The sequence below is a fragment of the Cupriavidus sp. HE11 genome (genome assembly GCF_056097175.1).
Window position 1 is genome coordinate 911,537 of the sequence record NZ_CP184464.1, and the last position, 23,604, is coordinate 935,140.

At 65.1% G+C, this 23,604-nt stretch carries 18 protein-coding genes and 1 tRNA gene; 10 read left to right on the plus strand and 9 right to left on the minus strand.

The window, feature by feature from the left end; genetic code table 11:
• The first annotated feature begins 57 nt into the window (after positions 1 to 57).
• The 7 genes from nosZ (at position 58) to ACOABP_RS04315 (ending at position 8,824) form a co-directional block, all read left to right on the plus strand.
• Entirely contained in the window at positions 58 to 1,980 is a 1,923-nt protein-coding gene (gene nosZ, locus ACOABP_RS04285; protein ID WP_474227105.1) for a TAT-dependent nitrous-oxide reductase, read from the plus strand.
• A gap of 58 nt (positions 1,981 to 2,038) precedes the next feature.
• Positions 2,039 to 4,264, plus strand: coding sequence for a 4Fe-4S binding protein (locus tag ACOABP_RS04290; protein ID WP_474227106.1), 2,226 nt, complete (start codon positions 2,039 to 2,041; stop codon positions 4,262 to 4,264).
• The gene (locus ACOABP_RS04295; RefSeq protein WP_474227107.1) at positions 4,261 to 5,529 is read left to right on the plus strand and encodes a nitrous oxide reductase family maturation protein NosD; all 1,269 of its coding nucleotides are present in this window, start codon (positions 4,261 to 4,263) and stop codon (positions 5,527 to 5,529) included. The genes ACOABP_RS04290 and ACOABP_RS04295 overlap by 4 nt, the downstream gene beginning before the upstream one ends.
• Entirely contained in the window at positions 5,516 to 6,463 is a 948-nt protein-coding gene (locus tag ACOABP_RS04300) for an ABC transporter ATP-binding protein (RefSeq protein ID WP_474227108.1), read from the plus strand. Before ACOABP_RS04295 ends, ACOABP_RS04300 begins: the two co-directional genes overlap by 14 nt.
• On the plus strand, positions 6,450 to 7,274 hold the full coding sequence (locus tag ACOABP_RS04305; protein WP_474227109.1) for an ABC transporter permease: 825 nt from the start codon (positions 6,450 to 6,452) through the stop codon (positions 7,272 to 7,274). Before ACOABP_RS04300 ends, ACOABP_RS04305 begins: the two co-directional genes overlap by 14 nt.
• The gene (locus tag ACOABP_RS04310; protein ID WP_474227110.1) at positions 7,271 to 7,807 is read left to right on the plus strand and encodes a nitrous oxide reductase accessory protein NosL; all 537 of its coding nucleotides are present in this window, start codon (positions 7,271 to 7,273) and stop codon (positions 7,805 to 7,807) included. Before ACOABP_RS04305 ends, ACOABP_RS04310 begins: the two co-directional genes overlap by 4 nt.
• A 138-nt stretch (positions 7,808 to 7,945) precedes the next feature.
• Positions 7,946 to 8,824 carry an NAD(P)-dependent oxidoreductase gene (locus ACOABP_RS04315; RefSeq protein ID WP_474227111.1) on the plus strand — a complete coding sequence of 293 codons (879 nt, stop codon included), beginning with the start codon at positions 7,946 to 7,948 and terminating at the stop codon, positions 8,822 to 8,824.
• Positions 8,825 to 8,901: 77 nt separating this feature from the next.
• Here the strand turns inward: ACOABP_RS04315 and ACOABP_RS04320 are convergent.
• Together ACOABP_RS04320 and rpoD are read right to left on the minus strand one after the other, a co-directional pair.
• Positions 8,902 to 8,980: transfer RNA gene (locus ACOABP_RS04320), tRNA-Ile, on the minus strand.
• Positions 8,981 to 8,996: 16 nt separating this feature from the next.
• Positions 8,997 to 11,288 (minus strand): RNA polymerase sigma factor RpoD, encoded by a 2,292-nt coding sequence (gene rpoD / locus ACOABP_RS04325; RefSeq protein WP_474227112.1) that lies wholly within the window; start codon positions 11,286 to 11,288, stop codon positions 8,997 to 8,999.
• Between rpoD and ACOABP_RS04330 the strand changes: the two genes are divergently transcribed.
• A complete protein-coding gene (locus ACOABP_RS04330; RefSeq protein ID WP_231906788.1) occupies positions 11,278 to 11,637 on the plus strand; it encodes a hypothetical protein in 360 nt (119 codons plus the stop codon). The two genes, rpoD and ACOABP_RS04330, sit on opposite strands and share 11 nt — an antisense overlap.
• A gap of 159 nt (positions 11,638 to 11,796) precedes the next feature.
• On the opposite strand, the gene dnaG is transcribed toward ACOABP_RS04330, so the two are convergent.
• The 3 genes from dnaG to ACOABP_RS04345 form a co-directional block, all read right to left on the minus strand.
• Positions 11,797 to 13,638, minus strand: a complete 1,842-nt coding sequence (dnaG, locus tag ACOABP_RS04335) for a DNA primase (RefSeq protein WP_474227113.1) — start codon at positions 13,636 to 13,638, stop codon at positions 11,797 to 11,799.
• Between the two features lie 218 nt (positions 13,639 to 13,856).
• On the minus strand, positions 13,857 to 14,306 hold the full coding sequence (locus tag ACOABP_RS04340; protein ID WP_474227114.1) for a GatB/YqeY domain-containing protein: 450 nt from the start codon (positions 14,304 to 14,306) through the stop codon (positions 13,857 to 13,859).
• A 182-nt stretch (positions 14,307 to 14,488) separates the two neighbouring features.
• Positions 14,489 to 15,724, minus strand: a complete 1,236-nt coding sequence (locus ACOABP_RS04345; RefSeq protein WP_474227115.1) for a BaiN/RdsA family NAD(P)/FAD-dependent oxidoreductase — start codon at positions 15,722 to 15,724, stop codon at positions 14,489 to 14,491.
• Positions 15,725 to 15,872: 148 nt separating this feature from the next.
• Between ACOABP_RS04345 and tsaD the strand changes: the two genes are divergently transcribed.
• Entirely contained in the window at positions 15,873 to 16,922 is a 1,050-nt protein-coding gene (tsaD, locus tag ACOABP_RS04350; protein ID WP_474227116.1) for a tRNA (adenosine(37)-N6)-threonylcarbamoyltransferase complex transferase subunit TsaD, read from the plus strand.
• A gap of 100 nt (positions 16,923 to 17,022) precedes the next feature.
• Positions 17,023 to 19,041, plus strand: a complete 2,019-nt coding sequence (locus tag ACOABP_RS04355; RefSeq protein WP_474227117.1) for an alkaline phosphatase D family protein — start codon at positions 17,023 to 17,025, stop codon at positions 19,039 to 19,041.
• Between the two features lie 58 nt (positions 19,042 to 19,099).
• On the opposite strand, the gene folE2 is transcribed toward ACOABP_RS04355, so the two are convergent.
• The 4 genes from folE2 to ACOABP_RS04375 all read right to left on the minus strand — a co-directional run bounded on the left by folE2 (position 19,100) and on the right by ACOABP_RS04375 (position 23,372).
• The gene (gene folE2 / locus ACOABP_RS04360; protein ID WP_474227118.1) at positions 19,100 to 19,903 is read right to left on the minus strand and encodes a GTP cyclohydrolase FolE2; all 804 of its coding nucleotides are present in this window, start codon (positions 19,901 to 19,903) and stop codon (positions 19,100 to 19,102) included.
• A 330-nt stretch (positions 19,904 to 20,233) separates the two neighbouring features.
• Entirely contained in the window at positions 20,234 to 22,150 is a 1,917-nt protein-coding gene (gene dxs / locus ACOABP_RS04365; protein ID WP_474227119.1) for a 1-deoxy-D-xylulose-5-phosphate synthase, read from the minus strand.
• A gap of 44 nt (positions 22,151 to 22,194) precedes the next feature.
• Positions 22,195 to 23,079, minus strand: a complete 885-nt coding sequence (locus tag ACOABP_RS04370) for a polyprenyl synthetase family protein (protein ID WP_474227120.1) — start codon at positions 23,077 to 23,079, stop codon at positions 22,195 to 22,197.
• The gene (locus tag ACOABP_RS04375) at positions 23,076 to 23,372 is read right to left on the minus strand and encodes an exodeoxyribonuclease VII small subunit (RefSeq protein ID WP_474227121.1); all 297 of its coding nucleotides are present in this window, start codon (positions 23,370 to 23,372) and stop codon (positions 23,076 to 23,078) included. Before ACOABP_RS04375 ends, ACOABP_RS04370 begins: the two co-directional genes overlap by 4 nt.
• Positions 23,373 to 23,604: the final 232 nt, after the last annotated feature.

The window sequence follows — 23,604 nt, forward strand, 5'->3', positions numbered from 1 at the left end:
TCCAGTGCGATTTCATTTCTGGCCGGAAAGCCGGTCATTACTATCCCGAGGGTCTCGATGAGCAAGCAGAACGAGAACAGGAACGCTGCAGGCGGAATTGGTCGCCGCCAGTTCCTGGGCACGGCCGCCATGGCCAGCCTGGCAGGTATCGCAGCATGTTCCGACAAGGGCGCCGCCGTGGCGGGCGCCAGCAGCGAAGGCAAGGCGGCGCCCGCGCCGTCGCACGGCGGCAGCGCCGCCAACGTCCACCTGAAGCCGGGCGAACTCGATACGTACTACGGCCTCTGGAGCGGCGGCCACACCGGCGACATGCGCGTGCTGGGCCTGCCGTCGGGCCGCGAGCTGCTGCGCATTCCGTGCTTCGTGCCCGACGCGCTGGTGGGCTGGGGCATCACCAACGAGTCGAAGAAGGTCATGGGCACCCGGGCGGACGGCTCGCTGCGCTACACCGTGGGCGACTCGCACCATACGCACGCGTCGTACAAGGACGGCAACTACGACGGCCGCTATGCGTGGATCAACGACAAGATCAACTCGCGCATCGCACGGATCCGGCTCGACTACTTCATCTGCGACAAGATCACCGAACTGCCCAACGTGCAGGGCTTCCACGGCATCTTCCCGGACAAGCGCGATCCGGTGGACCCGGCCATCAACTACACCACGCGCGTGTTCTGCGGCGCAGAGTTCGCGATTCCGCTGCCCAATACGCCGACCGATGACGGCACGAAGTACCGCAGCCTGTTCTCGTGCGTCGACGCCGAGACCATGGCCGTGCGCTGGCAGGTGCTGATCGACGGCAACTGCGACCTCGTGGCGACGTCGTATGACGGCAAGCTGGCCGCCACCAACCAGTACAACACCGAGAACGGCGCGCACTTCGAGGAAATGATGTCCGCCGAGCGCGACGCCTGCCTGTTTTTCAACGTCGCCCGCATCGAGGCGGCCGTCAAGGCCGGCAAGTTCAAGACCTACGGCGACTCGAAAGTGCCCGTGGTGGACGGCACGCATGCCGCCAACCAGGACCCGAAGACCGCGCTGACCGCCTATGTGTCGGTGCCGAAGAATCCGCACGGCGTGAACGCCAGCCCGGACCAGAAGTACTTTATCTGTGCCGGCAAGCTGTCGCCCACCTGTACCGTGATCGAGCTGTCGAAGGTGCTCGACTGGTTCGACGGCAAGATGGAAAAGATCGACGACGCCATCGTGGCCGAGGTGGAACTGGGCCTCGGGCCGCTGCACACGGCATTCGACGGACGCGGCAACGCCTACACCACCCTGTTCCTGGACAGCCAGCTGGTGAAATGGAACGTCGACGCGGCCATCCGCTTCCACGGCGGCGACAAGAGCGCCAAGTACGTGGTGGACCGGCTCGACGTGCAATACCAGCCGGGCCACGTCAATGCATCGCAGTCGGAAACGATTGCCGCCGACGGCAAGTACCTGGCCGTAGGCTGCAAGTTCTCGAAGGACCGATTCCTGCCCGTGGGCCCGCTGCACGCGGAGAACGAACAATTGGTGGATATCTCCGGCGACAAGATGGTGCTGCTGGCCGACCACCCGGTGCGCGGCGAACCACATGACTTCATCATCTTCAAGCGCGACCTGGTGAAGCCGAAACAGGTCTATGCGATGGACGACTTCCCGCTGGCGGTCAGCCCGGACAAGTCGGGCGTCACGCGCGAAGGCAAGAAGGTGACGGTGCGCATGACGTCGCAGGCGCCCGTGTTCAGCCTGCGCGAATTCAAGCTGAAGAAGGGTGACGAGGTCACGCTGATCCTGACCAACCTGGACAAGGTAGAGGATCTGACGCACGGCTTCGCGATCCCGAAGTACAACGTCAACTTCATCGTGAACCCGCAGGAAACGGCCTCCGTGACGTTTATCGCGGACAAGCCGGGCGTCTTCTGGTGCTACTGCACCCACTTCTGCCACGCGCTGCATCTGGAGATGCGTACGCGCATGATCGTCGAAGCCTGACGCCAGCCCCGCCGTCCGCGCAGTCCCCACACGCGCGGACGGGCGACGCCCCCGAGCCATGTCACTCCTATCCGTATTGCGCGCGGTCATGCTGGCCGCGCTGCTTCTTGCCGCCCACGCGTGGCACCCCGCCCTGGCCGACACGGCCTACGAGGCGCACCTGCCCGCCGACCTTGCCACGGCGCCCGACCTGTGTGCCCGGGTGTCCTGCAAGGACGTCTTTCCTGGCGCCGATACGTTCTCGGTGCGCATGGGCCAGCCACCATACGTCGAGGCCTACGGCCCCGCAGGCGCCGACGGCAAGCGCCCGCGACTGGGCTACGTGATGTTGTCGACCGATATCACCGACACGCCGGCCTATTCCGGCAAGCCGGTGGTGACGCTGATCGGCATGGACAATGGCGGCCGCTTTGTCGGCATCAAGGTGCTCAAGCACTCCGAGCCGATCCTGTTGCTCGGGATTCCCGAGACCGCGCTGCCACGCTTCAACGCCCAGTATGTCGGCAAGTCGGTGACCGACAAGATCGAGATCGGCAGTGCACGCCCGGACGAAGGGGTGCTTGGCGTCGATGCCATTTCGGGCGCCACCGTGACCGTCATCGCCCAGAACCAGGTGCTGATGACCTCCGGCGCGGCCGTGGCGCGCCAGGTCGGCATCCTGGCGCCCGTGCAGCGTGCCGCGGCGCAGTTCGCGCCAGGCAATCCGAAACTGGCCTGGAAGTCGCTGGTGGACCAGGGGCTGGTGAAGACGCTGCGCATCGAGAATGGCCAGGTCGGGCTTGCGTCATCGAAGGAGCCGTTCATCGAACTCTGGTTCGGCGACCTGAACCATCCCGACGTCGGACGCAGCGTGCTGGGCGAGCGCGGATGGGACAACCTGCGGCAAAGCCTGCGTGCTGGAGAAAATGCGATCTTCGTGATCCGCACGGCGGGCAAGGAATCGTTCAAGGGATCGGGCTTCGTGCGCGGCGGGCTCTACGACCGCGTGCAGATCCGCCAGGGCGACGACACCTTTACGTTCCGCGATCTCGATTACCTGAACCTCTACGGCCTGGCGCCCGACGACGCACCGCCATTTAACGAATCGGCCATCTTCATCGTGCGCTCCGGGGCGTTCTCCGCGGCCTGGCCCTGGAAGCTGGTTTTCCTGGGCAATCGCGTGGACCGTGCCACCGGCGCGCGCACCTTCGCGAGCTTCGATGCCGAATACTGGCTGCCTGCCAAACTACTGGCAGGCGGACGCCCCAAGGTGGAAACGCCCACGCCCGCATGGCTGAAAGCGTGGAAATCGCGCGCGGTCAGCATCGGCCTGTTCGCGGCGTTCCTGGTGGCTGTGGCCGTGGTGCACGCGTTCCGCAACCAGCTCACGCGCCGTGCTACCCAGCGCAACAAGTGGCCGGTCAACATCTTCAAGTACAGCGCCTGGGCCATCAGCATCGCGTTTGTGGGCTTTGGCGCGATGGCACAGCCGTCCGTCACGCAGGTACTGACGTGGGTGCATTCGCTGCTGTTCCAGTGGCGCTGGTCGCTGTTCCTGTCCGATCCGTTCGTGTTCCTGTTCTGGATCTTTATCGCCGCCACGGTGCTGATCTGGGGACGCGGGCTGTTCTGCGGATGGCTCTGCCCGTTCGGATCGCTGTCCGAAGCCATGTTCCGCATCGGCCGGCTGGTCGGACTCCGACGTTTCCAGTTCCAGTTGCCGCGCAAGGTCCATGACAAGCTGAAATGGCTGAAATACGGCGTCTTCGCTGGCCTGCTGGGGGTCTCGCTGCTGTCGATGGGCCTGGCCGAGAAGCTTGCCGAGGTCGAACCGTTCAAGACCACGTTCCTGGTTGGCATCCAGAATCGCGCCTGGCCTTTCGGGCTGTTCGTCTGCGCCATCCTGGGCCTGTCGCTGTTCACGGAGCGGCCTTACTGCAAATACCTGTGCCCGTTGGGTGCATCGCTGGCGATTCCGAGCATGTTCCGGGTCTTCGGCATCCGTCGCAAACCCGATTGCACGCGCTGCAAGGCCTGCGCGGTGGGATGCGGGGCCCAGGCCATCGACGACAAGGGCCGCATCGACCCGCGCGAGTGCCTGCTGTGCCTGGACTGCATGGTGCTCTATACCGATGCCCATGCCTGCCCGCCGCTGGCCAGGGAACGCAAGCGGCGCGAGCGCGACGGCCTGCCGCTCACCCCTATCGGCCGTAACGGGTACTTCATCCCCATCGTGCCGGTTGCCGAAGAGCAGACGCCGCAGACGCGCCAGACCCCGCAGACGGACGGACAGGCCGCACCATGATCGATTCCATCAGACGCTGGCTGCTGGGGCTCGCGTTCATCACGAACGCGGCCGGTGCCGCCGTGATCGATGTCCATCCGGGTGCGTCGATCCAGCAGGCCATCGCGGCCGCGCGAGATGGCGACCAAATCCGCATCGCACACGGCTACTACGAAGAAAACCTGCGCATCGACAAGCCACTGACACTGCGCGGCCTGGGCCGGCCCACCATCAGTGGCGGGCTGCGCGGCAACACGATCACCGTCACGGCCCCGGACGTGATGCTCGACAGCCTGATCGTGCGCGATTCCGGCGACAGCCTGAAGCATCAGGAGGCCGGCATCTACATCATGCCCGGCGCGCACCGCGCGGTCGTCACCGGCTGCGAACTTACCTACAACCTGTTCGGCCTCTGGATCGAGAAGGCCAACGACGTACGCGTGGCGAACAATGTGATCACCGGCAAGCGGGATTACCAGTCGTCGCAACGCGGCAATGGCATCCAGCTCTACAACACGCGCGGGGCGCGGATTCTCGACAACCAGATCAGCTTTGTGCGCGACGCCCTTTACGTGGATGTCTCGCACCATGCCGTCTTCCGTGGCAACCGGCTGCACCATAGCCGCTATGGCAGCCACTACATGAATTCCTACTACAACCTCTGGGAAGATAACGAAAGCTACCGCAATCGCGGCGGCCTGGCGCTGATGGAAGTGCGCGACCAGACCGTGCGCAACAACCGCACCTGGGGCAATGTCGACCACGGCATCATGCTGCGCACCGTGCAGGACGCCGTGGTGGAGCGCAATGTCGTCGCCGACAACGCGCGCGGCTTCTTTATCTACGACGCCGAATACGTCACGCTGCGCGGCAATCTCGTGATCGACAACCGGGTGGGTGTGCACCTGTCAGCCGGGTCCACGCGCAATGTCGTACAGCGCAACGACTTTATCGGCAACCAGGAACAGGTGCGCTATGTGGGCGCACGCGACGAACCCTGGGGCGACGCGGCCGGCAAGCCGGGCGGCAATCACTGGAGCAACTACCTGGGCTGGGACCGCAATGGCGACGGCATTGGCGACATGCCCTACGAAGCCAACGACGTGGTCGATCGCCTCACCTGGCGGCATCCGGCCGTCAAGCTGCTGTTCGCCAGCCCCGCCGTGCAGGCGCTGCGCGTGGTGTCCCGACAGTTTCCCGTCATGCGCGTACCCGGCGTGGTCGATGCCGCGCCGCGCATGGCCCCCGATCATCCGCAATGGAGTCACTGGCGTGACCAACCCTAGAGAATCCGATTCCGGCACATCCCGCGCAACCGTGGTCCTGCGCGACGTGGCCCGGCACTATGGCGCCGTGCACGCCGTCGATGGCGTCAGCCTGCAGATGCATGCGGGCGAGATGTTCGGCCTGATCGGCCACAACGGCGCGGGCAAGAGCACGCTGTTCAGGATGATGCTGGGCCTGGTACCGGCGTCGCGCGGCACCATCGAGATCGATGGTGCGGCCGTGGGCACCGCCGCCTTCCGCGCCGCGCGCCGGCGCATCGGTTACCTGCCCGAGAACCTGGTGCTCTATGACAACCTCAATGGGCTCGAAACGCTGCGCTTCTTCGCCCGCCTGAAAGGCGCGAATGCGCAAGATTGCCCCGCCCTGCTGGAACGATTCGGGCTGGCTCACGCCGCACAACGTCCGGTGCGCGAGTATTCCAAGGGCATGCGGCAGCGGCTGGGCTTTGCGCAGGCGTTGCTGGGCGCGCCGCGCGTGCTGTTTCTAGATGAACCAAGCAATGGCCTGGACCCGCTGGCCCTGCGCGATGTGCACGCGATCCTGCGCGAGCAGAAAGAAGCGGGCGTCACCATCGTCATCACTTCGCACATCCTCAGCGAGCTGCAGGAGCGCGTGGACCGGCTGGCGCTGCTGGCCAATGGCCGCGTGCAGGCGATGGGCACTGTGGACGCGCTGCGCGGCCGCCACAAGTTGCCGCTGCAGCTACGCGTGCGCATCGTGCCGGGCACGCTGCCCGTGATCCGCCGGCGGCTGGAATCGTTGCCCGAAGTGGGCCTGCACGGCACCGGCCTGGAATTCCGGCTCGACTGCCCGCGTGAGACCAAGATGACGCTGGTCGGGCTGCTGGCAGACTGTATCGACGACCTGCGCATCGACGAGCCGACGCTCGAGGATGTGTTCTTTGGCGCGGAGCCCCGGCATGCAGTGCATTGAATGGCGTCAGATCGCCACCGTGGCGAACAAGGAGTTCCGCGACCGCCTGCGCAACCGCTGGGTGCTGGCTATCGCGCTGGTCTTCGCGGCGTTTTCGCTGGTCATCGGTTATTTCGGCGGCGCGCAGCAGGGCGAGATCGGCATGCGCTCGGCGGCCTTTGTCGTGGCAAGCCTGGTCAGCCTGGCGATCTATCTGATCCCGATGATTGCGCTGCTGCTGGGCTTCGATGCGATTGTCGGCGAACGCGAGCGCGGATCGCTGGACCTGCTGCTGGCCTACCCGCTGACGCGCCTGGAACTGCTGCTTGGCAAGTACCTGGGCCTGGCGGCCGCGCTGACGCTATCGACACTGGCAGGCTTTGCCACGGTGGGCGTGCTGCTGTTCGCGCAGTTCGGCACCGGCATGCTCGGCCAGTTCCTGCGCTTTGTCGGCAGCGCGGTGCTGCTGGGGCTGGCCTTCCTGAGCATTGCGGTGCTGCTTTCGGTGATCGCCCGCGACCGCGCGCGGGCCTCGGGCCTGGCTATCGCCCTGTGGCTATTCTTCGTGCTGGTGTTCGACTTGTTGCTGCTGGGCACGCTGGTCGCCACCGGCGGCCAGTTTGGCGATACAGCCATGGCGGCGGTACTGCTGCTGAACCCGGCCGACCTGTTCCGCATTCTCAATGTGTTCTCGCTGGACGCCGTGCGCGACATGTACGGCCTGGCGAGCGTCGTTCCCCCCATTCTCGCCAACCCTTGGGCACTCGGCGGCGCCATGCTTGCGTGGATTGGCGCGCCGCTGGTGCTTGCCATCTGGAGATTCCGGACATGATCCGCACGCACCTGACCCGTCGCACCGTACTGGTGGGCCTTGGCCTGCTGTCGATCCAGGGCCTGCTGGCCGCGTGCTCGCGCACGGCAGCGGTCGCCATCGCGCCGGCCGACTTCGACCCGGCCACCACCTGCGACCTGGACGGTATGCTGCTGGCCGACTATCCGGGCCCGAAGGCGCAGATCTTCTTCGGCGACCAGACCCGACCGGTCTGGTACTGCGATACCGTGGAGATGTTCAGCACGCTGCTGCGGCCCGAGCAAGTGCGCAAGGTGACCGCCGTGTACACCCAGGATATGGCGCTGGCCGACTGGGACAAGCCGCGCGGGCACTGGTTCGATGCGCGCTCCGGGTTCTACGTGGTGGGCAGCCGGCGCCGGGGATCGATGGGGCCGACAATTGCCGGATTCCAGCATGAAGACGCCGCGAAGAAGTTTGTCGATACATACGGCGGCAAGGTGGTGCGCTTTGCCGACGTGCAGCCCGACATGGTCGACCTGAGCGGCGGCGCCATGCACGACCACCGCATGTAGCCGCATCCCGCACCCACATCAGGGCTAATACGTCCGGCGCGGGGACGTGCTAACTTGCGGCGTTTCCGGACGTGCATCCCGACGCACGCCCGCACGCGAAGTTCGTCATACGCAAGCACGCACGCAATGGAGGCCGTCATGCAAATCGCTTTCCTTGGACTCGGCACGATGGGGCTGCCGATGGCCGCAAACCTGCTCAAGGCCGGCCATGCGGTACGCGCCTGGAATCGCTCGCCCGGCCCTGTCGACAAGATCGTCGCGCAGGGTGCGCACGGCGCCACCACCGCGGCCGAGGCCGCCCAGGGTGCCGATGTACTGATCACGATGCTGGCCGACGACGCCGCCACGCGCGACACCATCCTCGGCGGCGGTGCGCTCGACGCGCTGGCCCGTGGGGCCATCCATATCAACATGGGCACCGTCTCGGTGGCGCTGGCCCGCGAGCTTGCCGCCCTGCACGCGGCGCGCGGCGTGGCCTATATCGCCGCGCCGGTGCTGGGGCGCGTCAACGTGGCCGAAGCCGGCCAGCTGAACATCCTCGCCGCCGGCAATGCCCAGGCGCTGACCACCGTGCAGCCGCTGTTCGACGTACTGGGCCAGAAAACCTGGATCTTTGGCGACAAGCCGGAACAGGCCAATGCGGTCAAGCTGGGCGTGAACTTCATGATCGGCGCCGCGATCGGTGCCATGAGCGAAGGCGCGGCACTGGCGCAGGGCTACGACGTCGACCCGGCCGCGTTCCTTGACCTGGTCACATCCACGGTCTTCGCCGCACCGGTCTACAAGATCTACGGCGGCGCCATCGCCGAACAACGCTTCGAACCCGCCGGCTTCAAGCTGGCATTGGGTGGCAAGGACGTCCGCCTGGCCCTGGAGGCCGGCGAACAGGCCAACGTGCCGATGACCCTGGCAAGCACGCTGCGCGACTCCCATATCGAGGCCATCGCGCATGGGGATGGGCACAAGGACTGGGCAGCCTTGGCGCTGACGGCACGACGGCGGGCGGGAAGGGGCTGAGGGAGGTCCAGCCAGGAACGTCGGAAAAAACGCCAAAAAAAAGGGGTTACGGCAAATACCGTAACCCCTTCGTTCAATGGTGGGCCTCCCGTGAGTCGAACACGGCACCAACGGATTATGAGTCCGCTGCTCTAACCAGGCATGAGCTAGAGGCCCTTAGAAGGCGCGATGCTTAGCTGCCTTCCAGGAAGCTCTTCAGCTTGTCGGAGCGGCTCGGGTGGCGCAGCTTGCGCAGTGCCTTGGCCTCGATCTGACGGATACGTTCGCGCGTGACGTCGAACTGCTTGCCCACTTCTTCCAGCGTGTGGTCCGTGCTCATTTCGATGCCGAAACGCATGCGCAGCACCTTGGCTTCGCGCGGCGTCAGGCTGTCGAGCACGTCCTTCACCACGTCGCGCATGGAGCCATGCAGCGCCGCTTCGGCCGGGGCCAGCGTGTTCGTGTCCTCGATGAAGTCGCCCAGATGGGAATCGTCGTCGTCACCGATCGGCGTTTCCATGGAGATCGGTTCCTTCGCGATCTTCATGATCTTGCGGATCTTGTCCTCGGGCATTTCCATCTTCTCGGCCAGCGTTGCCGGATCCGGCTCGTTGCCGGTTTCCTGCAGGATCTGGCGCGAGATCCGGTTCATCTTGTTGATCGTTTCGATCATGTGAACCGGGATACGGATCGTGCGGGCCTGGTCGGCGATCGAGCGCGTGATGGCCTGGCGGATCCACCACGTGGCGTACGTGGAGAACTTGTAGCCGCGACGGTATTCGAACTTGTCCACCGCCTTCATCAAGCCGATGTTGCCTTCCTGGATCAGGTCCAGGAACTGCAGGCCACGGTTCGTGTACTTCTTCGCGATCGAGATCACCAGACGCAGGTTGGCCTCGGTCATTTCACGCTTGGCTTCGCGGGCGCGCTTCTCGCCTTCGGACATCTTGCGATTGACGTCCTTCAGTTCCTTCAGCGGCAGCACCACGCGGGCCTGCAGGTCGATCAGCTTCTGTTGCAGCTCGTGCACGGCCGGCACGTTACGTTCGACGATCGTGCTGTACGGCTTGTTGTCGGCGACGATGGTCTCGATCCAGTCCAGGTTCGTCTCGTTGCCGGGGAAGCGGGCCACGAAGTCGGCGCGCGGCATGCCGCACTTGTCGACCACGATGTTCAGGATGGCACGTTCGAGCTTGCGGACCTCGTCCACCTGGCCGCGCAGCGTGTCGCACAGGCGCTCGACGTTACGCGCGGTGAAGCGGATGCCCATCAGTTCGGCCTGGATCGCTTCCTGGGCCTTCACGTACGGCTTCGACTTGTAGCCTTCCTTTTCAAAGGCACGGCGCATCTTGTCGAACTGCTCGGCGATGATGCGGAATTTCTCCAGCGCGGCAACCTTCAGCTCTTCCAGCTGGCGGGCCGATGCACCGGCTCCGGCGCCGTTTTCGTCGTCGTCTTCCTCGTCGCCTTCCTCGTCGCCGTTTTCTTCCGACTCCTCGTCCTCGTCATCCGAGGCGGCCGCGACGGCCGGCGAGTTGTCCTGGACTTCCTCGGCGTTCGGGTCGATCAGGCCATCGACGAATTCGTCGATCTTGATCTCTTCGTTGGCGATGCGCTCGGCGCTGGCCAGGATTTCCGAAATCGTGACAGGGCAGGCCGAAATGGCCATGACCATGTCCTTCAGACCGGCTTCGATACGCTTGGCGATCTCGATTTCGCCTTCGCGCGTCAGCAGTTCCACGGTACCCATCTCGCGCATGTACATGCGGACCGGGTCGGTGGTGCGGCCGAATTCGGAGTCGACGGTGGACAGCGCGGCTTCGGCCTCTTCTTCGGCCTCTTCCTCGCTGGTGGCCGACGGGGCGTTGTCGTTCAGCAGCAGCGTCTCGGCGTCCGGCGCCTGTTCGTAGACGGCGATGCCGATGTCGTTCAGCGTGGCGACCAGCGTGTCGATCGTTTCCGAATCGACCATGTCGTCCGGCAGGTGATCGTTGATTTCCGCATAGGTCAGGTAGCCACGCGACTTGCCCAGCTTGATCAGCGCCTTCAGCTTCTGGCGGCGGACTTCCAGCTCTTCCTCGCTACCAGCCTGGTTGGACGAAGCAAATTCCTTGAGCAGCGCCTTTTCCTTGGCCTTGCGGTCCTTGGCCTTCTGCTTCTCGGTCTTGGGTGCCGCCGCGGGCGCGGCGGGCGCGTCGTTGTCGAAAAACTCTTCAGTCACGTCTTCGGTGGTGCTGTCGTCTTGCTGCATCCCGGCCTTGGGCTTGCGGCCACGCTTCTTCGGCTCCGGCTTGACGGCCGGAGCGGCGGGACGCTCGGATGCAACGGGTGCAACGGGTGCGGGACTTGCGGCACGGGCCTTCGGCGTGGCCGCAGCGGCGCCTGCCTTGGCGCTGCTGGTCCGGGTGCCGGCCGTCGTTGCCGCACGCTTGCTCTCGACTTCGGTATTCTGCTGTTTCGCCACGGTGATACTCTTGCCTTTCACTGGTGCAGCGGCATTACTGCCGCTTGTATTGGCGCTGCTGCCGCTCTCGCGTGCCGAAGTCGAGGGCTTTGAATTTTCGGATGTGCGATTCCTGGCGGAAGTGGTTCCGGCGGGCGCTGAAGCGCTACGCGCGGACTTTGCTGGCGCAGACCGGGCTGATGTCGTCCTGACTGACGCGGTCGATGTCTTCGCCGCCGTTGTTTTCACGGACGCCTTGCCGCTCCCTGATTGGGGAGTTTTGGAGGGAGCCTTCTCGGCTGCCCTTTCGGTTGCTTTGGCCTTTGCCATTGGCACGCTCACTTTCGCCAGTAATGGAGAGAGATTTCGCAATCCAAACCGGGCATTGTAGCACGTCGCCAATCCCCGGCTTCCTGTCAGGTGAGGTTTTCACCTGAAAAATCAAGGCTTAAGCGATTAGACCCCGGATTCTTCCGTCGGTTGGGATCACATGCGATGGCTCAAGCCGAAAAACCTGTGTGCTGCGTTTTTATCGTTTGCCGCGTGGCGGCTACTCGTCTTCCGCGTTGACGGGCCGCCATCCCATCTGGCGACGGCGCTGTACTTCGGGCACCAGCCAGCGATAGCGCGCCTTGTCGTCCTCATTGGCGGTGCCGGCCTGGATGGCGGCCAGCAGTGTCTCCAGTTCGCGCTGCAGCGGGTCTGCCAGCAGCTTGTGTACGGCGCCGTCGAATTCAAGTGTCGCAAGCGCCTCTTCCATTTCCTCCTTCAGCACGGCCGCACGGGCGGCGGCATAGACGTCCGCATAGGGCGTCTGCGCCAGTTGCTCGTTGAAGGCCGCAAAATTCATGGTGCCCTGAATGCCGTCGCAGGCCGCCACCAAGTGAGCGAGCACTTCGGTTTCCGGCCTCTGGGGGTCCAGCAGCAAGGCGCGCGCATCGTCGTCCAGCCGGCTCGCCAGCGACGGATAGCTCATGAGCAGCTGGATCACCTGCTGCTCCAGCCCCGTCGGCGCCTGGCGCTTGGCGCGCGGGCGCGGCTGCGAGAAACGGCCCACGCGCGACGAATCGCTACCCAGCCCGCACACTGCCTCGATTTCGGCAGGCGTCGTACCGGTAGCATCGGCGAGTTCGCGCACAATCTGTAGCCGCAAGCCACCGGCCGGCATGGCCTGAAGCAGCGGCTTGGCCTCGAACTGGGCGCGGGCGCGTCCCTCGGGCTGGCGCAAGTCCTGCTCTTCCGTGACGATCTGGAGCAGGAAACGCGACAGCGGCATCGCATTCTGCACCTGGCGCGCGAACGCGTCCGTACCCTCTTCCCGCACGTAGCTGTCCGGATCGTGCTCGGCGGGCAGGAACAGGAAGCGGATGGTCTTGTTGTCGGCCACGTGCGGCAGACAGGCCTCCAGCGCACGACGCGCGGCGCGGCGGCCGGCGGCATCGCCGTCAAACGAGAACACCACGGCGTCGGTCTGGCGCAGCAGCTTCTGCACGTGCACCGCCGTACAGGCCGTGCCCAGCGTGGCGACGGCGTTGGCAAAGCCAAGCTGCGCCAGCGCCACCACGTCCATATAGCCCTCCACCACCAGCACGTAGCCATTCTCGCGAATGGCATGGCGCGCCTCGAACAGGCCGTAGAGCTCCGTTCCCTTGCTGAAGAGCGGTGTTTCGGGCGAATTCAGGTATTTTGGCTCGCCCTGGCCCATCACCCGGCCACCGAAGCCGATCACGTTGCCCTTGGTATTGCGGATCGGGAACATGATCCGGTCGCGAAACCGGTCGTAGCGGCGCGGCTTGCCGTCGGCATCGCGCTTGTCCTGCGATTCGATCAACAGGCCGTTTTCCACAAGTGGCGCAACCGTCGCATCGTCCCGATACGTGCCGAATACGGCTTCAAGGCCCTGCCAGTCGTCGGGCGCGTAGCCGAGGCCGAACCGCACCGCAATCTCGCCGGTCAGCCCGCGGCCCTTCAGGTATTGGATGGCCTGGGGCGCCCCGCGTAGCTGTTTCTTGTAGAAATCCGTGGCCCGCGACATGGCGTCGCTCAGGGCCACCGAACGGGCCTGCTGTTCCGCACGCTGGGCGGGCGGCAGGCTGTTGCGCTCTTCGGGGACGGACAAACCCACCGATTGCGCCAGTTCGCGCACCGCATCGGGGTAGGACTGCCCCGAGTACTCCATCAGGAAGCCGATGGCTGACCCATGGGCGCCGCAGCCGAAGCAGTGATAGAACTGCTTGGTCGGGGATACCGTGAACGACGGGGATTTTTCGTTGTGGAACGGGCATAGGCCCATGAAGTTGGCCCCGCCCTTCTTCAACTGCACGTACTTGCCCACCACGTCGACAATGTCCACGCGGTTGAGCAGGTCCTGAATGAAGGATTGCGGAATCACCCGACTGACCGTCCTGATGCCAAGGCCTGCCAGACGCGCCGGCGGCCATTTTTCTGGAATGCGTGACCGGAACGTCGCCCGGCAGCTTTCGAATCATTGTAGTGCAGCCGCAACGGAACGCCGGCCTTTGCCGACATTGGGCGCCAAGTCCCGTCAACCCGGCGCCAACTCCGTGCTTCGCAACTACTAATCGTGCTTATATCTGACGTAACTGTCAATTATTTCGGTGCCAGGGCAGCCTTGACCAGGCCCGACACGGCCGTCATGTCGGCACGGCCAGCCAGGCGGGCTTTCACCAGGCCCATGACCTTGCCCATGTCTTGCGGGCCCGTGGCGCCGGCTTCGGTCACAGCCTTCTGCACTTCGGCGGCCACTTCGGCTTCCGACAGCTGCGCGGGCATGTAGGCCACCAGCACGTCGACCTCGGCCTTTTCCTTGGCTACCAGATCGTCACGGCCGGCCTGCTCGAACTGGCTGATCGAGTCCTTGCGCTGCTTGATCATCTTGTCGATGACAACGGTGACGGCGGCGTCATCGAGTTCCACGCGCTCGTCCACCTCGCGCTGCTTGATGGCAGCCTGCAGCAGACGGATCGTGCCGAGGCGCTCGGTTTCGCGGGCGCGCATGGCGGCCTTCATGTCGTCAGTAATGCGGGCTTTCAAGGACATGGCAATCTTCCGAAAAAATGAGTGGCAACTGGGACCATAACGCAAAAACCCGCCGGAGCCATGGCCCGTAGCGGGTTTCTTGCAGATGCGAGGCGTCGGTCAAAAGGGAACGAAGCGCCTCACCGGTCATGTGCGAGAGCGCCGATTGTATCGCATGGCCTGCGCCGCTGCATTTGCGCCCCCTATCCGGAAACGCCGCGCGCTGCCTCGGCGGCGGCCTCGCCTGCCGCCACTGCCGACGCCCAGGCCCACTGGAAGTTGTAGCCGCCCAGCCAGCCAGTCACGTCCACCACTTCGCCGATGAAGTACAGGCCGTCGACATCACGTGCCATCATCGTCGTCGACGACAGCCCCCGGGTGTCCACGCCACCGAGCGTGACCTCGGCCTTCTTGTAGCCCTCGGTCCCCGACGGCACCAGGCGCCAGCGGTTGAGCGTCTCTCCCAGCTGGCGCAGCGCCTTGTCCGGCATGTCGGCCACCGCCTGCGCACCCTGCAGACCCACGGCGGCGCACCAGGCATCGGCCAGCCGGGACGGCAGACGCTCGGCCAGGAGGTTGTCCAGATGCTTGCGACCGCCCTTCTTGTGGCCGATCAGCCAGTCGGTAGCGTCCTCGCCGTCGAACAGGTCGATCTCGATCGGGGTGCCGGGACGCCAGAAGCTGGAAATCTGCAGCACGGCCGGCCCCGACAGGCCACGGTGCGTCCAGAGCAGGTCTTCCTTGAACGCACCGGCCGTCTTGCCGCTGCCCGTGGCGATATCGACTTCCATCGACACCCCGGCCAACGGCACGAATGGCTGCCAGGCCTGACCGTCGAAAGTCAGCGGCACCAGTGCCGGGCGGGTTTCCACGACCTTGAGCCCAAACTGGCGCGCAATGCGGTAGCCAAAATCCGTGGCGCCAATCTTCGGGATCGACAGCCCGCCAGTGGCGACCACCACTGCGCCGGCACGCACAGTACCCTGCTTGGTCAGCAGCAGGTAGTCATTGCCTTCCTTGCGGATCTCGTCGATCGTGCAGCCGGCCTGCCAATGCACGCCTCCCGCATCACATTCGGCACGCAGCAGGTTGATGATGTCTTCGGCGCTGTTGTTGCAGAACAGCTGGCCACGATGCTTTTCGTGCCAGCCGATGTCGTAGCGGCGCAGCAGGCCCAGGAAGTCCTGCGGTGTATAACGGGCCAGCGCCGACCGGCAGAAATGCGGGTTCGTCGACAGGTAGTTGGCCGGGCCGGCCTGCAGGTTCGTGAAATTGCAGCGGCCGCCGCCCGAGATGCGGATCTTCTCGGCCAGCCGCGTGGCATGGTCGATCAGCACCACTCGCGCGCCGCGCTGGCCGGCCACGGCGGCACACATCATGCCGGCCGCACCCGCGCCCAGCACCGCCACGTCGAACCGGTCTTTCCTGCCTTGTGTCATGTCACCCTTTCAAGAAGCCGCGATTGTAGCGAATGACAGGCGCCCGAGCGCACCGGGGCAGGGTGTGCTACTCTGCTGGCCTTCCGTTTTTTGCCGGCAAGATCGCTGCAGTTGCAGCCCGAACCCGTCCGGCCGCACCAGAATTCCCATGCTTGTCCTCGGTATCGAATCCTCCTGCGACGAAACCGGGCTGGCCCTCTATGACACCGGGGCCGGTCTGCTTGCGCACGCACTGCACTCGCAGATTGCCATGCATCGCGAATATGGCGGCGTAGTGCCCGAACTGGCATCGCGCGACCATATCCGCCGCGTGCTGCCGCTGTTGCAGCAGGTGCTGGACGACGCCGGCCGCAAGCGCGGCGACATCGACGCCATCGCCTATACCCAGGGCCCCGGCCTGGCCGGCGCGCTGCTGGTGGGCGCATCGGTGGCCAATGCGCTGGGCTTTGCGCTGGATGTGCCGATGGTGGGCGTCCACCATCTGGAAGGCCATCTGCTCTCGCCGCTGCTGACCGACGCCCCACCGCCGTTCCCGTTCGTGGCGCTGCTGGTGTCCGGCGGCCATACCCAGCTGATGGAAGTCAAAGGCATTGGCGACTACACGCTGCTGGGCGAAACGCTGGACGATGCCGCAGGCGAAGCCTTCGACAAGACCGCCAAGCTGCTGGGCCTGGGCTACCCGGGCGGCCCCGAGGTATCGCGGCTGGCCGAATTCGGCAATCCCGGCGCGTTCGAGCTGCCACGGCCGATGCTTCATTCGGGCAATCTCGATTTCTCGTTCGCGGGGCTCAAGACCGCCGTGCTGACGCAGACGCGCAAGCTCGGCAACGCGTGCGAGCAGGACCGGGCCAACCTGGCGCGGTCCTTCGTCGATGCCATCGTCGACGTGCTGGCCGCGAAGTCGTTCAACGCGCTCAAGCAGACGGGCCACAAGCGGCTGGTGGTGGCTGGCGGCGTCGGCGCGAACCGGCAATTGCGCGAACGACTCAACGAAATGGGCCGCCGGCGCAAGGTGGACGTGTACTACCCCGACCTGGCCTTCTGCACCGACAACGGGGCGATGATCGCCTTTGCCGGCGCCATGCGCCTGCAGGCCGCACCCCAGCTGGCGCGCCGTGGCTACGATTACGGCGTCACGCCGCGCTGGGATTTGTCCGATATCCGCCTGCCGGACCCAACCGGCGCCCAGGCTTCGTAGGAAAGCTCTAATCGGGGCGACATCCCGACACAAGGCGGTCACAAGGCCGTCGAACAATTTGCGTTCTCCACATCACATCTGAAAAGAACGAGGGAACGCAATGGATCGCCGCCAGTTTCTGAAATGGGGAAGTTTTGTCACCGTCACGGTGGCCACCACGGGCCTGGCCGGCTGCGGTGGCGACGACAACCCCTCGACCACCCCTACCACCCCGCCCGCCACCGATCCCGGCAACACTTTCACGTTCCAGCAGGGCGTGGCATCGGGCGACCCCAAGCCCGACAGCGTCATGCTGTGGACACGCGTCAACGGCAGCAATGGCGGCAAGGCCGTGAGCGTGCAACTGCAGGTCTCGGCGCAGCCGGACTTCGGTACGCTGGTCGTGAACAGCACGCTATCCGCGCTGCCGGACTGGGACTACACGCTGCGCAACAAGGTGACAGGGCTGTCAGCCGGCACCACCTACTACTACCGGTTCATCGTCGGCAGCCAGACCAGCCCGGTGGGCCGCACCAGGACCGCGCCCGCCGCCGGCACGCCGCTGTCGCAACTGAAGTTCGCGTTCATCACGTGCCAGGACTGGAGCGTGAACCACTGGGCCGGCATGGAGGAACTGGTCAGCCAGGACCTCGATTTCGTGGTCCATATGGGCGACTACATCTACGAGACCGTGGGCGCCGCGTTCCAGACCGACAAGGTGGAGAGCCGTCACGCAAAGCTGACCCTGCCGAATGGCACGGCCACCGCCGACGGCACCTACGCGACCACCATCGACGACTACCGCTACCTGTACAAGTCGTACCGCAGCGATCCGCGCCTGCAGGCACTGCACGCGCGCTTTCCGGTCATCGGCATCTGGGACGACCACGAATTCTCTGACGACTGCTGGCAGGACCACCAGACCTATACGGCCACCGACGATGCCGAGCCGCGTACCGCGCGACGCCGCGCGGCCAATCAGGCCTGGTTCGAATTCATGCCGGCCGATGTCAGCTTCGACCAGGCCGACACGTCTTTCCACAACATCCAGATCTACCGCTCGTTCACTTTTGGCGATCTGGCTACGCTGATCATGACCGACGAGCGCCTGTACCGGGCCGACCACGTGATTCCGGAACAGGCCGCCGGCAGCGAGATCGGCAGCCGGTACTTCGTGCCGAAGAGCACCCTCGCCAGCACCGAGGCCCTCAAGATGACCGGCGCCGGCGGCGCGCTGACGCCGGTATCGATCCTGGGCGACGCGCAGCGCGGGTGGTGGCAGCAGCAAATGCGCAATGCCAACACCACGTGGAAGCTGTGGGGCAACGAGGTGTCGCTGCTGCGCATGCAGATCGATGGGGCCGTGGCAGTTGGATCGCTGATGGCCCCCATCGTGATCGGTGCACTGCCGTCGCTGGCGCTGGACCAGAACACGGTAATTGGCGTAATTGCGATGGATCTCACGAGCGCGAAGGCCAACGGCACCTATGCCGCCCCGGCCTTTGCCAACCTGAGCGCCGTGCTGACGGCAGCCGGCGCCGTCGCCCCGCAGATCAGCGCGGTCATCAGCGGGCTGACCGCCGCGCTGCCGCCGCAGATGCTGATCGACCAGTTCGTCCTGAACGCCGACCAGTGGGACGGTTACAACGCCGAACGCAAGGCCATGATGGCGTATCTGAAATCGCAGAATATCGGCAACGTGGTGGCGCTGACCGGCGACATCCACGCCTTCTTCGCCGGCCCGGTGATGGACGACTACGACGCCGCCACGCCCGCACCGGTGATGGTCGACCTGGTCACCGCCGGGCTGTCGAGCAATTCGTTCCAGAGCTATTTCAAGAGCGTGGTGGACAGTGACTCGGCCTTTGCCGCCGCCAAGGCACTGGTCTACACCACGGACAGCAATGGCGCGATGGTGAACACGTTCAACAGCACGTTGACGGCGTTCAATCCGTGGCTCAAGTATGTGAATACCGACGCGCAGGGCTATGCGGTGGTAACGCTGACGGCGGCGAAGCTGAGCTGCAGCTTCCACAAGCTCAAGCCGCTGGTGGATGGCACGGCACCGGCGCAGCCGGCGACGGCGAGTGTCCAGGTGGTGGAGGTGGCAGCAGGCGTGCCGGCGGTGACGTTGGTTTGATGGCGGGGTACTCGCCTCTCCCGGGCACGGGAGAGGCGAGTCCGCGCAAAGCGGCGCCTTACGCGACGCGCTTGTCGCGCTCGATCACCGCGTAGGCGCTGTGATTGTGGATCGACTCGAAGTTCTCGGCTTCGAGCGTGTAGGCCACGATCCGCGCATCGGCATTCAGGCGCATGGCGATGTCACGCACCAGGTCTTCGACGAACTTCGGATTTTCGTAGGCGCGCTCGGTCACGAACTTCTCGTCGGGACGCTTGAGCAGGCCCCACAGTTCGCACGACGCCTCTTCCTCGGCCATGCGCACCAGTGTTTCCACGTCCAGGTCGCCAGCCAGTTCCACCTGCATGGTGATATGCGAGCGCTGGTTATGCGCGCCGTACTGCGAGATCTTCTTCGAGCACGGGCACAGGCTCGTTACCGGCACCAGCGCGGTCAGGAACAGCCGCGTCTGGCCGTCACGCTTCTCGCCGGCCAGCGTCACTTCGTAGTCCAGCAGCGACTGCACGCCCGACACCGGCGCGGTCTTGCTGATGAAGTACGGGAACTTGACCTCGATGCGACCGGCATCGGCCTCCAGGCGCACGAGCATGTCGTCGAGCAGCGCACGGAACCCGGCCAGGTCCAGCGGCGCACGGTTGTCTTCCAGCAGCGCCACGAAGCGCGACATATGCGTGCCCTTCTGGTCGGCCGGCAGACGCACGTCCAGGTTGAACGTGCCAACGGTGCCGATGTCGCCAGCCGGCGTCTTCAGTGTCAGCGGATATCGCACGCCCTTCACGCCCACGCGCTGGATCACGATCTGGCGGGTATCGACGCTCGATTGCACGTCGGGCATGACAAAGGCGGGATTGATGTCATTCATCTACGGTTTCCTCCAGGACGGCGCCAGGGGATGACGGCCACCCTTACGGTCGCGGCGTTTTCGCAGGATTTCTCCACGCCGCGCAACGAGTGTGAAACGACGGGTCCGGACAGAAAACCAGGGGGGCGCCGGCCCGCAGCTGCGAACACAAAATGGGAATGGCGATTCTACGCAATATTGGAAGGTGCTGCCGTGCCCATGACTTAATCCGCGTATTTCATGCGGATAATGACCGGCCAATGCAGCTTCCTGCCATTGGCTGACAGCCAAAACAAAACCGGCGCGGATAATCCGCGCCGGTTCGGCGTACAGCGTGCAGGTGGCAGGCGGTCAGGCGACGCGCGTCGCCACCTTCACCGGTTGCTCGGCCAGCTTGAAACGCTCGCGCACCGAGCGCTCGATGCCGGCGGCGTCCAGGCCGCACTGCGACAGCAGGAAGGCCGGATCGCCATGGTCGACGAACTTGTCGGGCAGGCCCAGCACCAGCGTCGGGATCTCGACGCCAGCCTCGGCCAGCGCTTCGAGCACCGCACTGCCGGCACCGCCCATCGTCGCGCCCTCTTCCACCGTCACCAGGTAGTCGTGGTTCGCGGCCAGTTGCTTGACCAGGTCGGCGTCCAGCGGCTTCACGAAACGCATGTTGGCCACCGTGGCATCGAGCGATTCGGCAGCCGCCAGCGACGGATGCAGCATCGAACCGAATGCCAGGATCGCCACGCGCTGGCCGGCACGGGCCTGGCCTTCGCGGCGGATCTCGCCCTTGCCAACCGGCAGGGCCGTCAGCGCAGCCTCGGTGGCCACGCCAACGCCGGCGCCACGCGGGTAACGCACGGCGGTCGGGCAATCCTGCTGGAACGCGGTGGTCAGCAGCTGGCGGCATTCCTGCTCGTCGGCCGGCGTCATCACCATCATGTTCGGGATGCAGCGCAGGAACGGAATGTCGTACGCACCGGCGTGCGTGGCGCCGTCCGCGCCCACCAGGCCGGCGCGGTCCAGCGCGAACACCACCGGCAGGTTCTGCAGCGCCACGTCGTGAATCAGCTGGTCATAGCCGCGCTGCAGGAACGTCGAGTAGATCGCCACGACCGGCTTCAGGCCTTCGCAGGCCAGGCCGCCGGCAAACGTCACGGCGTGCTGCTCGGCAATGCCCACGTCGTAGTAGCGATCCGGGTAGCGCTTCTCGAACTCCACCATGCCCGAGCCTTCGCGCATGGCCGGCGTCACGCCGATCAGGCGCTTGTCGGCAGCGGCCATGTCGCACAGCCATTCGCCGAACACCTGCGTGTACGTCTTGCGCGACGGCTTGGCCGACGGACGAATGCCTTCGGCCGGATTGAACTTGCCCGGGCCGTGGTACAGGATCGGGTCGGCCTCGGCCAGCTTGTAGCCCTGGCCCTTCTTGGTCACCACGTGCAGGAACTGCGGGCCGTGGCCTTCCAGGGCGCGCTGGCGGATGTTCTGCAGCGTCGGTACCAGCGATTCCAGGTCATGGCCGTCGATCGGGCCGATGTAGTCGAAGCCGAATTCCTCGAACAGCGTGGCCGGCACGACCATGCCCTTGGCATGTTCTTCCAGGCGCTTGGCGAATTCGAGCACCGGCGGGGCCACCGACAGCACCTTCTCGATGCCCTTCTTGGTCGCCGCATAGAACTGGCCCGACAGCAGGCGGGCCAGATGCTTGTTGAGCATGCCCACCGGTGGCGAGATCGACATGTCGTTGTCGTTCAGCACCACCAGCATCGGCAGGTCCTTGTACACGCCGGCATTGTTCATGGCCTCGAAGGCCATGCCGGCGGTCATCGCGCCATCGCCGATCACGGCGATGCCCACGCGCTTGTGGCCCATCGTACGTGCGCCCAGGGCCATGCCCAGCGCGGCCGAGATCGAGGTCGACGAGTGGGCCGTGCCGAAGGTGTCGTATTCGCTTTCCGAGCGACGCGGGAAGCCGGAGATACCACCGTACTGGCGCAGCGTCGACATGCGGTCGCGGCGGCCGGTCAGGATCTTGTGGGGGTAGCTCTGGTGACCCACGTCCCAGACGATGCGGTCGCTGGGCGTGTCGAACACGTAGTGCAGCGCAATGGTCAGTTCCACCGTGCCAAGGTTGGACGACAGGTGACCGCCGGTTTGCGAGACCGATTCCAGCACGTAGGCGCGAAGTTCGTCGGCAAGCGTGCCGAGCTGGCGACGGTCCAGCTTGCGCAGGTCCGCAGGGTCGTCGATGTTGTTGAGCAGCGTGTAGGTCATGATGTCCGTTCGGCCGCCGGATTCTGTGTGTCCGGCTTTTCAGTTCAGTTTGAGCGCAGCACGATCAGGTCGGCCAGTTCGGCCAGCCTGCCGGCGCGTGCGCCGAATCCCGCCAGCGCCTCGTGGGCGTCGGTGCGAAGCTGGGCAGCCAGCTCGCGTGCGGCATCCAGACCAAGCAGCGACACATAGGTCGGCTTGTCGTTGGCGGCATCCTTCCCGGCGGTCTTGCCGAGCGTTGCCGTATCTGCTGTGACGTCGAGAATATCGTCGACCACCTGGAATGCCAATCCCACGGCCGCCGCATATTGGTCAAGCGCCACCAGACCGGCCGGATCGATGTTTCCGCACAACGCTCCCATGCGCACGCTGGCACGCAGCAGGGCACCGGTCTTCATGCGGTGCATGCCTTCCAGCGCGTCGCGGGTCATCGCCAGGCCCACGTTCTGCAGGTCGATGGCCTGGCCACCGCACATACCCACCGAACCCGACGCCATGGCCAGTTCGGCCACCAGCTTCAGGCGCGCCTCGGCGCCCAGCACCGGCACCTGTGCCAGTGCGATGAACGCCTGCGTCTGCAGGGCATCGCCCACCAGCAGCGCCGTGGCCTCGTCGTAGGCCTTGTGGACCGTAGGCCGGCCGCGGCGCAGGTCGTCGTCGTCCATGCAGGGCATGTCGTCGTGAACCAGCGAATAGGCGTGGATCATCTCGACGGCGCATGCTGCGGCATCACAGGCCTCGGGTGATGCACCCGCCACCTCGCCAGCGGCATGAACCAGCAGCGGGCGTACCCGCTTGCCACCGCCGAGGACAGCATAGCGCATGGCCTCGTGCAAGGTGTGTGGAATTGTGTCCGTGGACGGCAGTGCGGCGTCCAGGGCGGCCTCGGTCCGGGCGCCTTGCGCCCGCATCCAGGTAGCGAAATCGCTCATTCGAAATCTGCGCTGTTGTTATCGGAACGTGGCTCGCCGGCCAGGGGCTTCAGGGTATCGCCTTCCAGAACCATGACCTGCTGGGCCACCCGCTCCAGGCTCTGCTGGCAAAAACGGACGAGCTCCGCGCCGCGACGGTACGCGGCCAGGGACGCTTCCAGCGGCAGTTCGCCGCTTTCCATGCTCGCCACCAGGGTTTCCAGCTCGGCCATTGCGGCCTCATAGGAAGCCGGCGGCGCGCTGGCGGCCGGCTGGTCTTCAGGCTGGACCGGGGCGGTCGTCGTTCTTGGCATGTCAGGCCTTGTTCAGGGGAATTCGCGATTTTACGCCAATCCGGGGCCGGCCCGCAGAACAGTCTTATCCACTTGATGGATACCGGGTGTCCGGATCGGGCACTTAGCACCACCTTTTGACAGGGAAGTGACGTGTGCGCCCGGGTCGTCATTCGGAATGCGCCCGAAGGGGCACCTCCGTGACGACCCGGGTCGACTTTTTCGCTAAAAAGCCAAAAAAATCAGTCCCTTA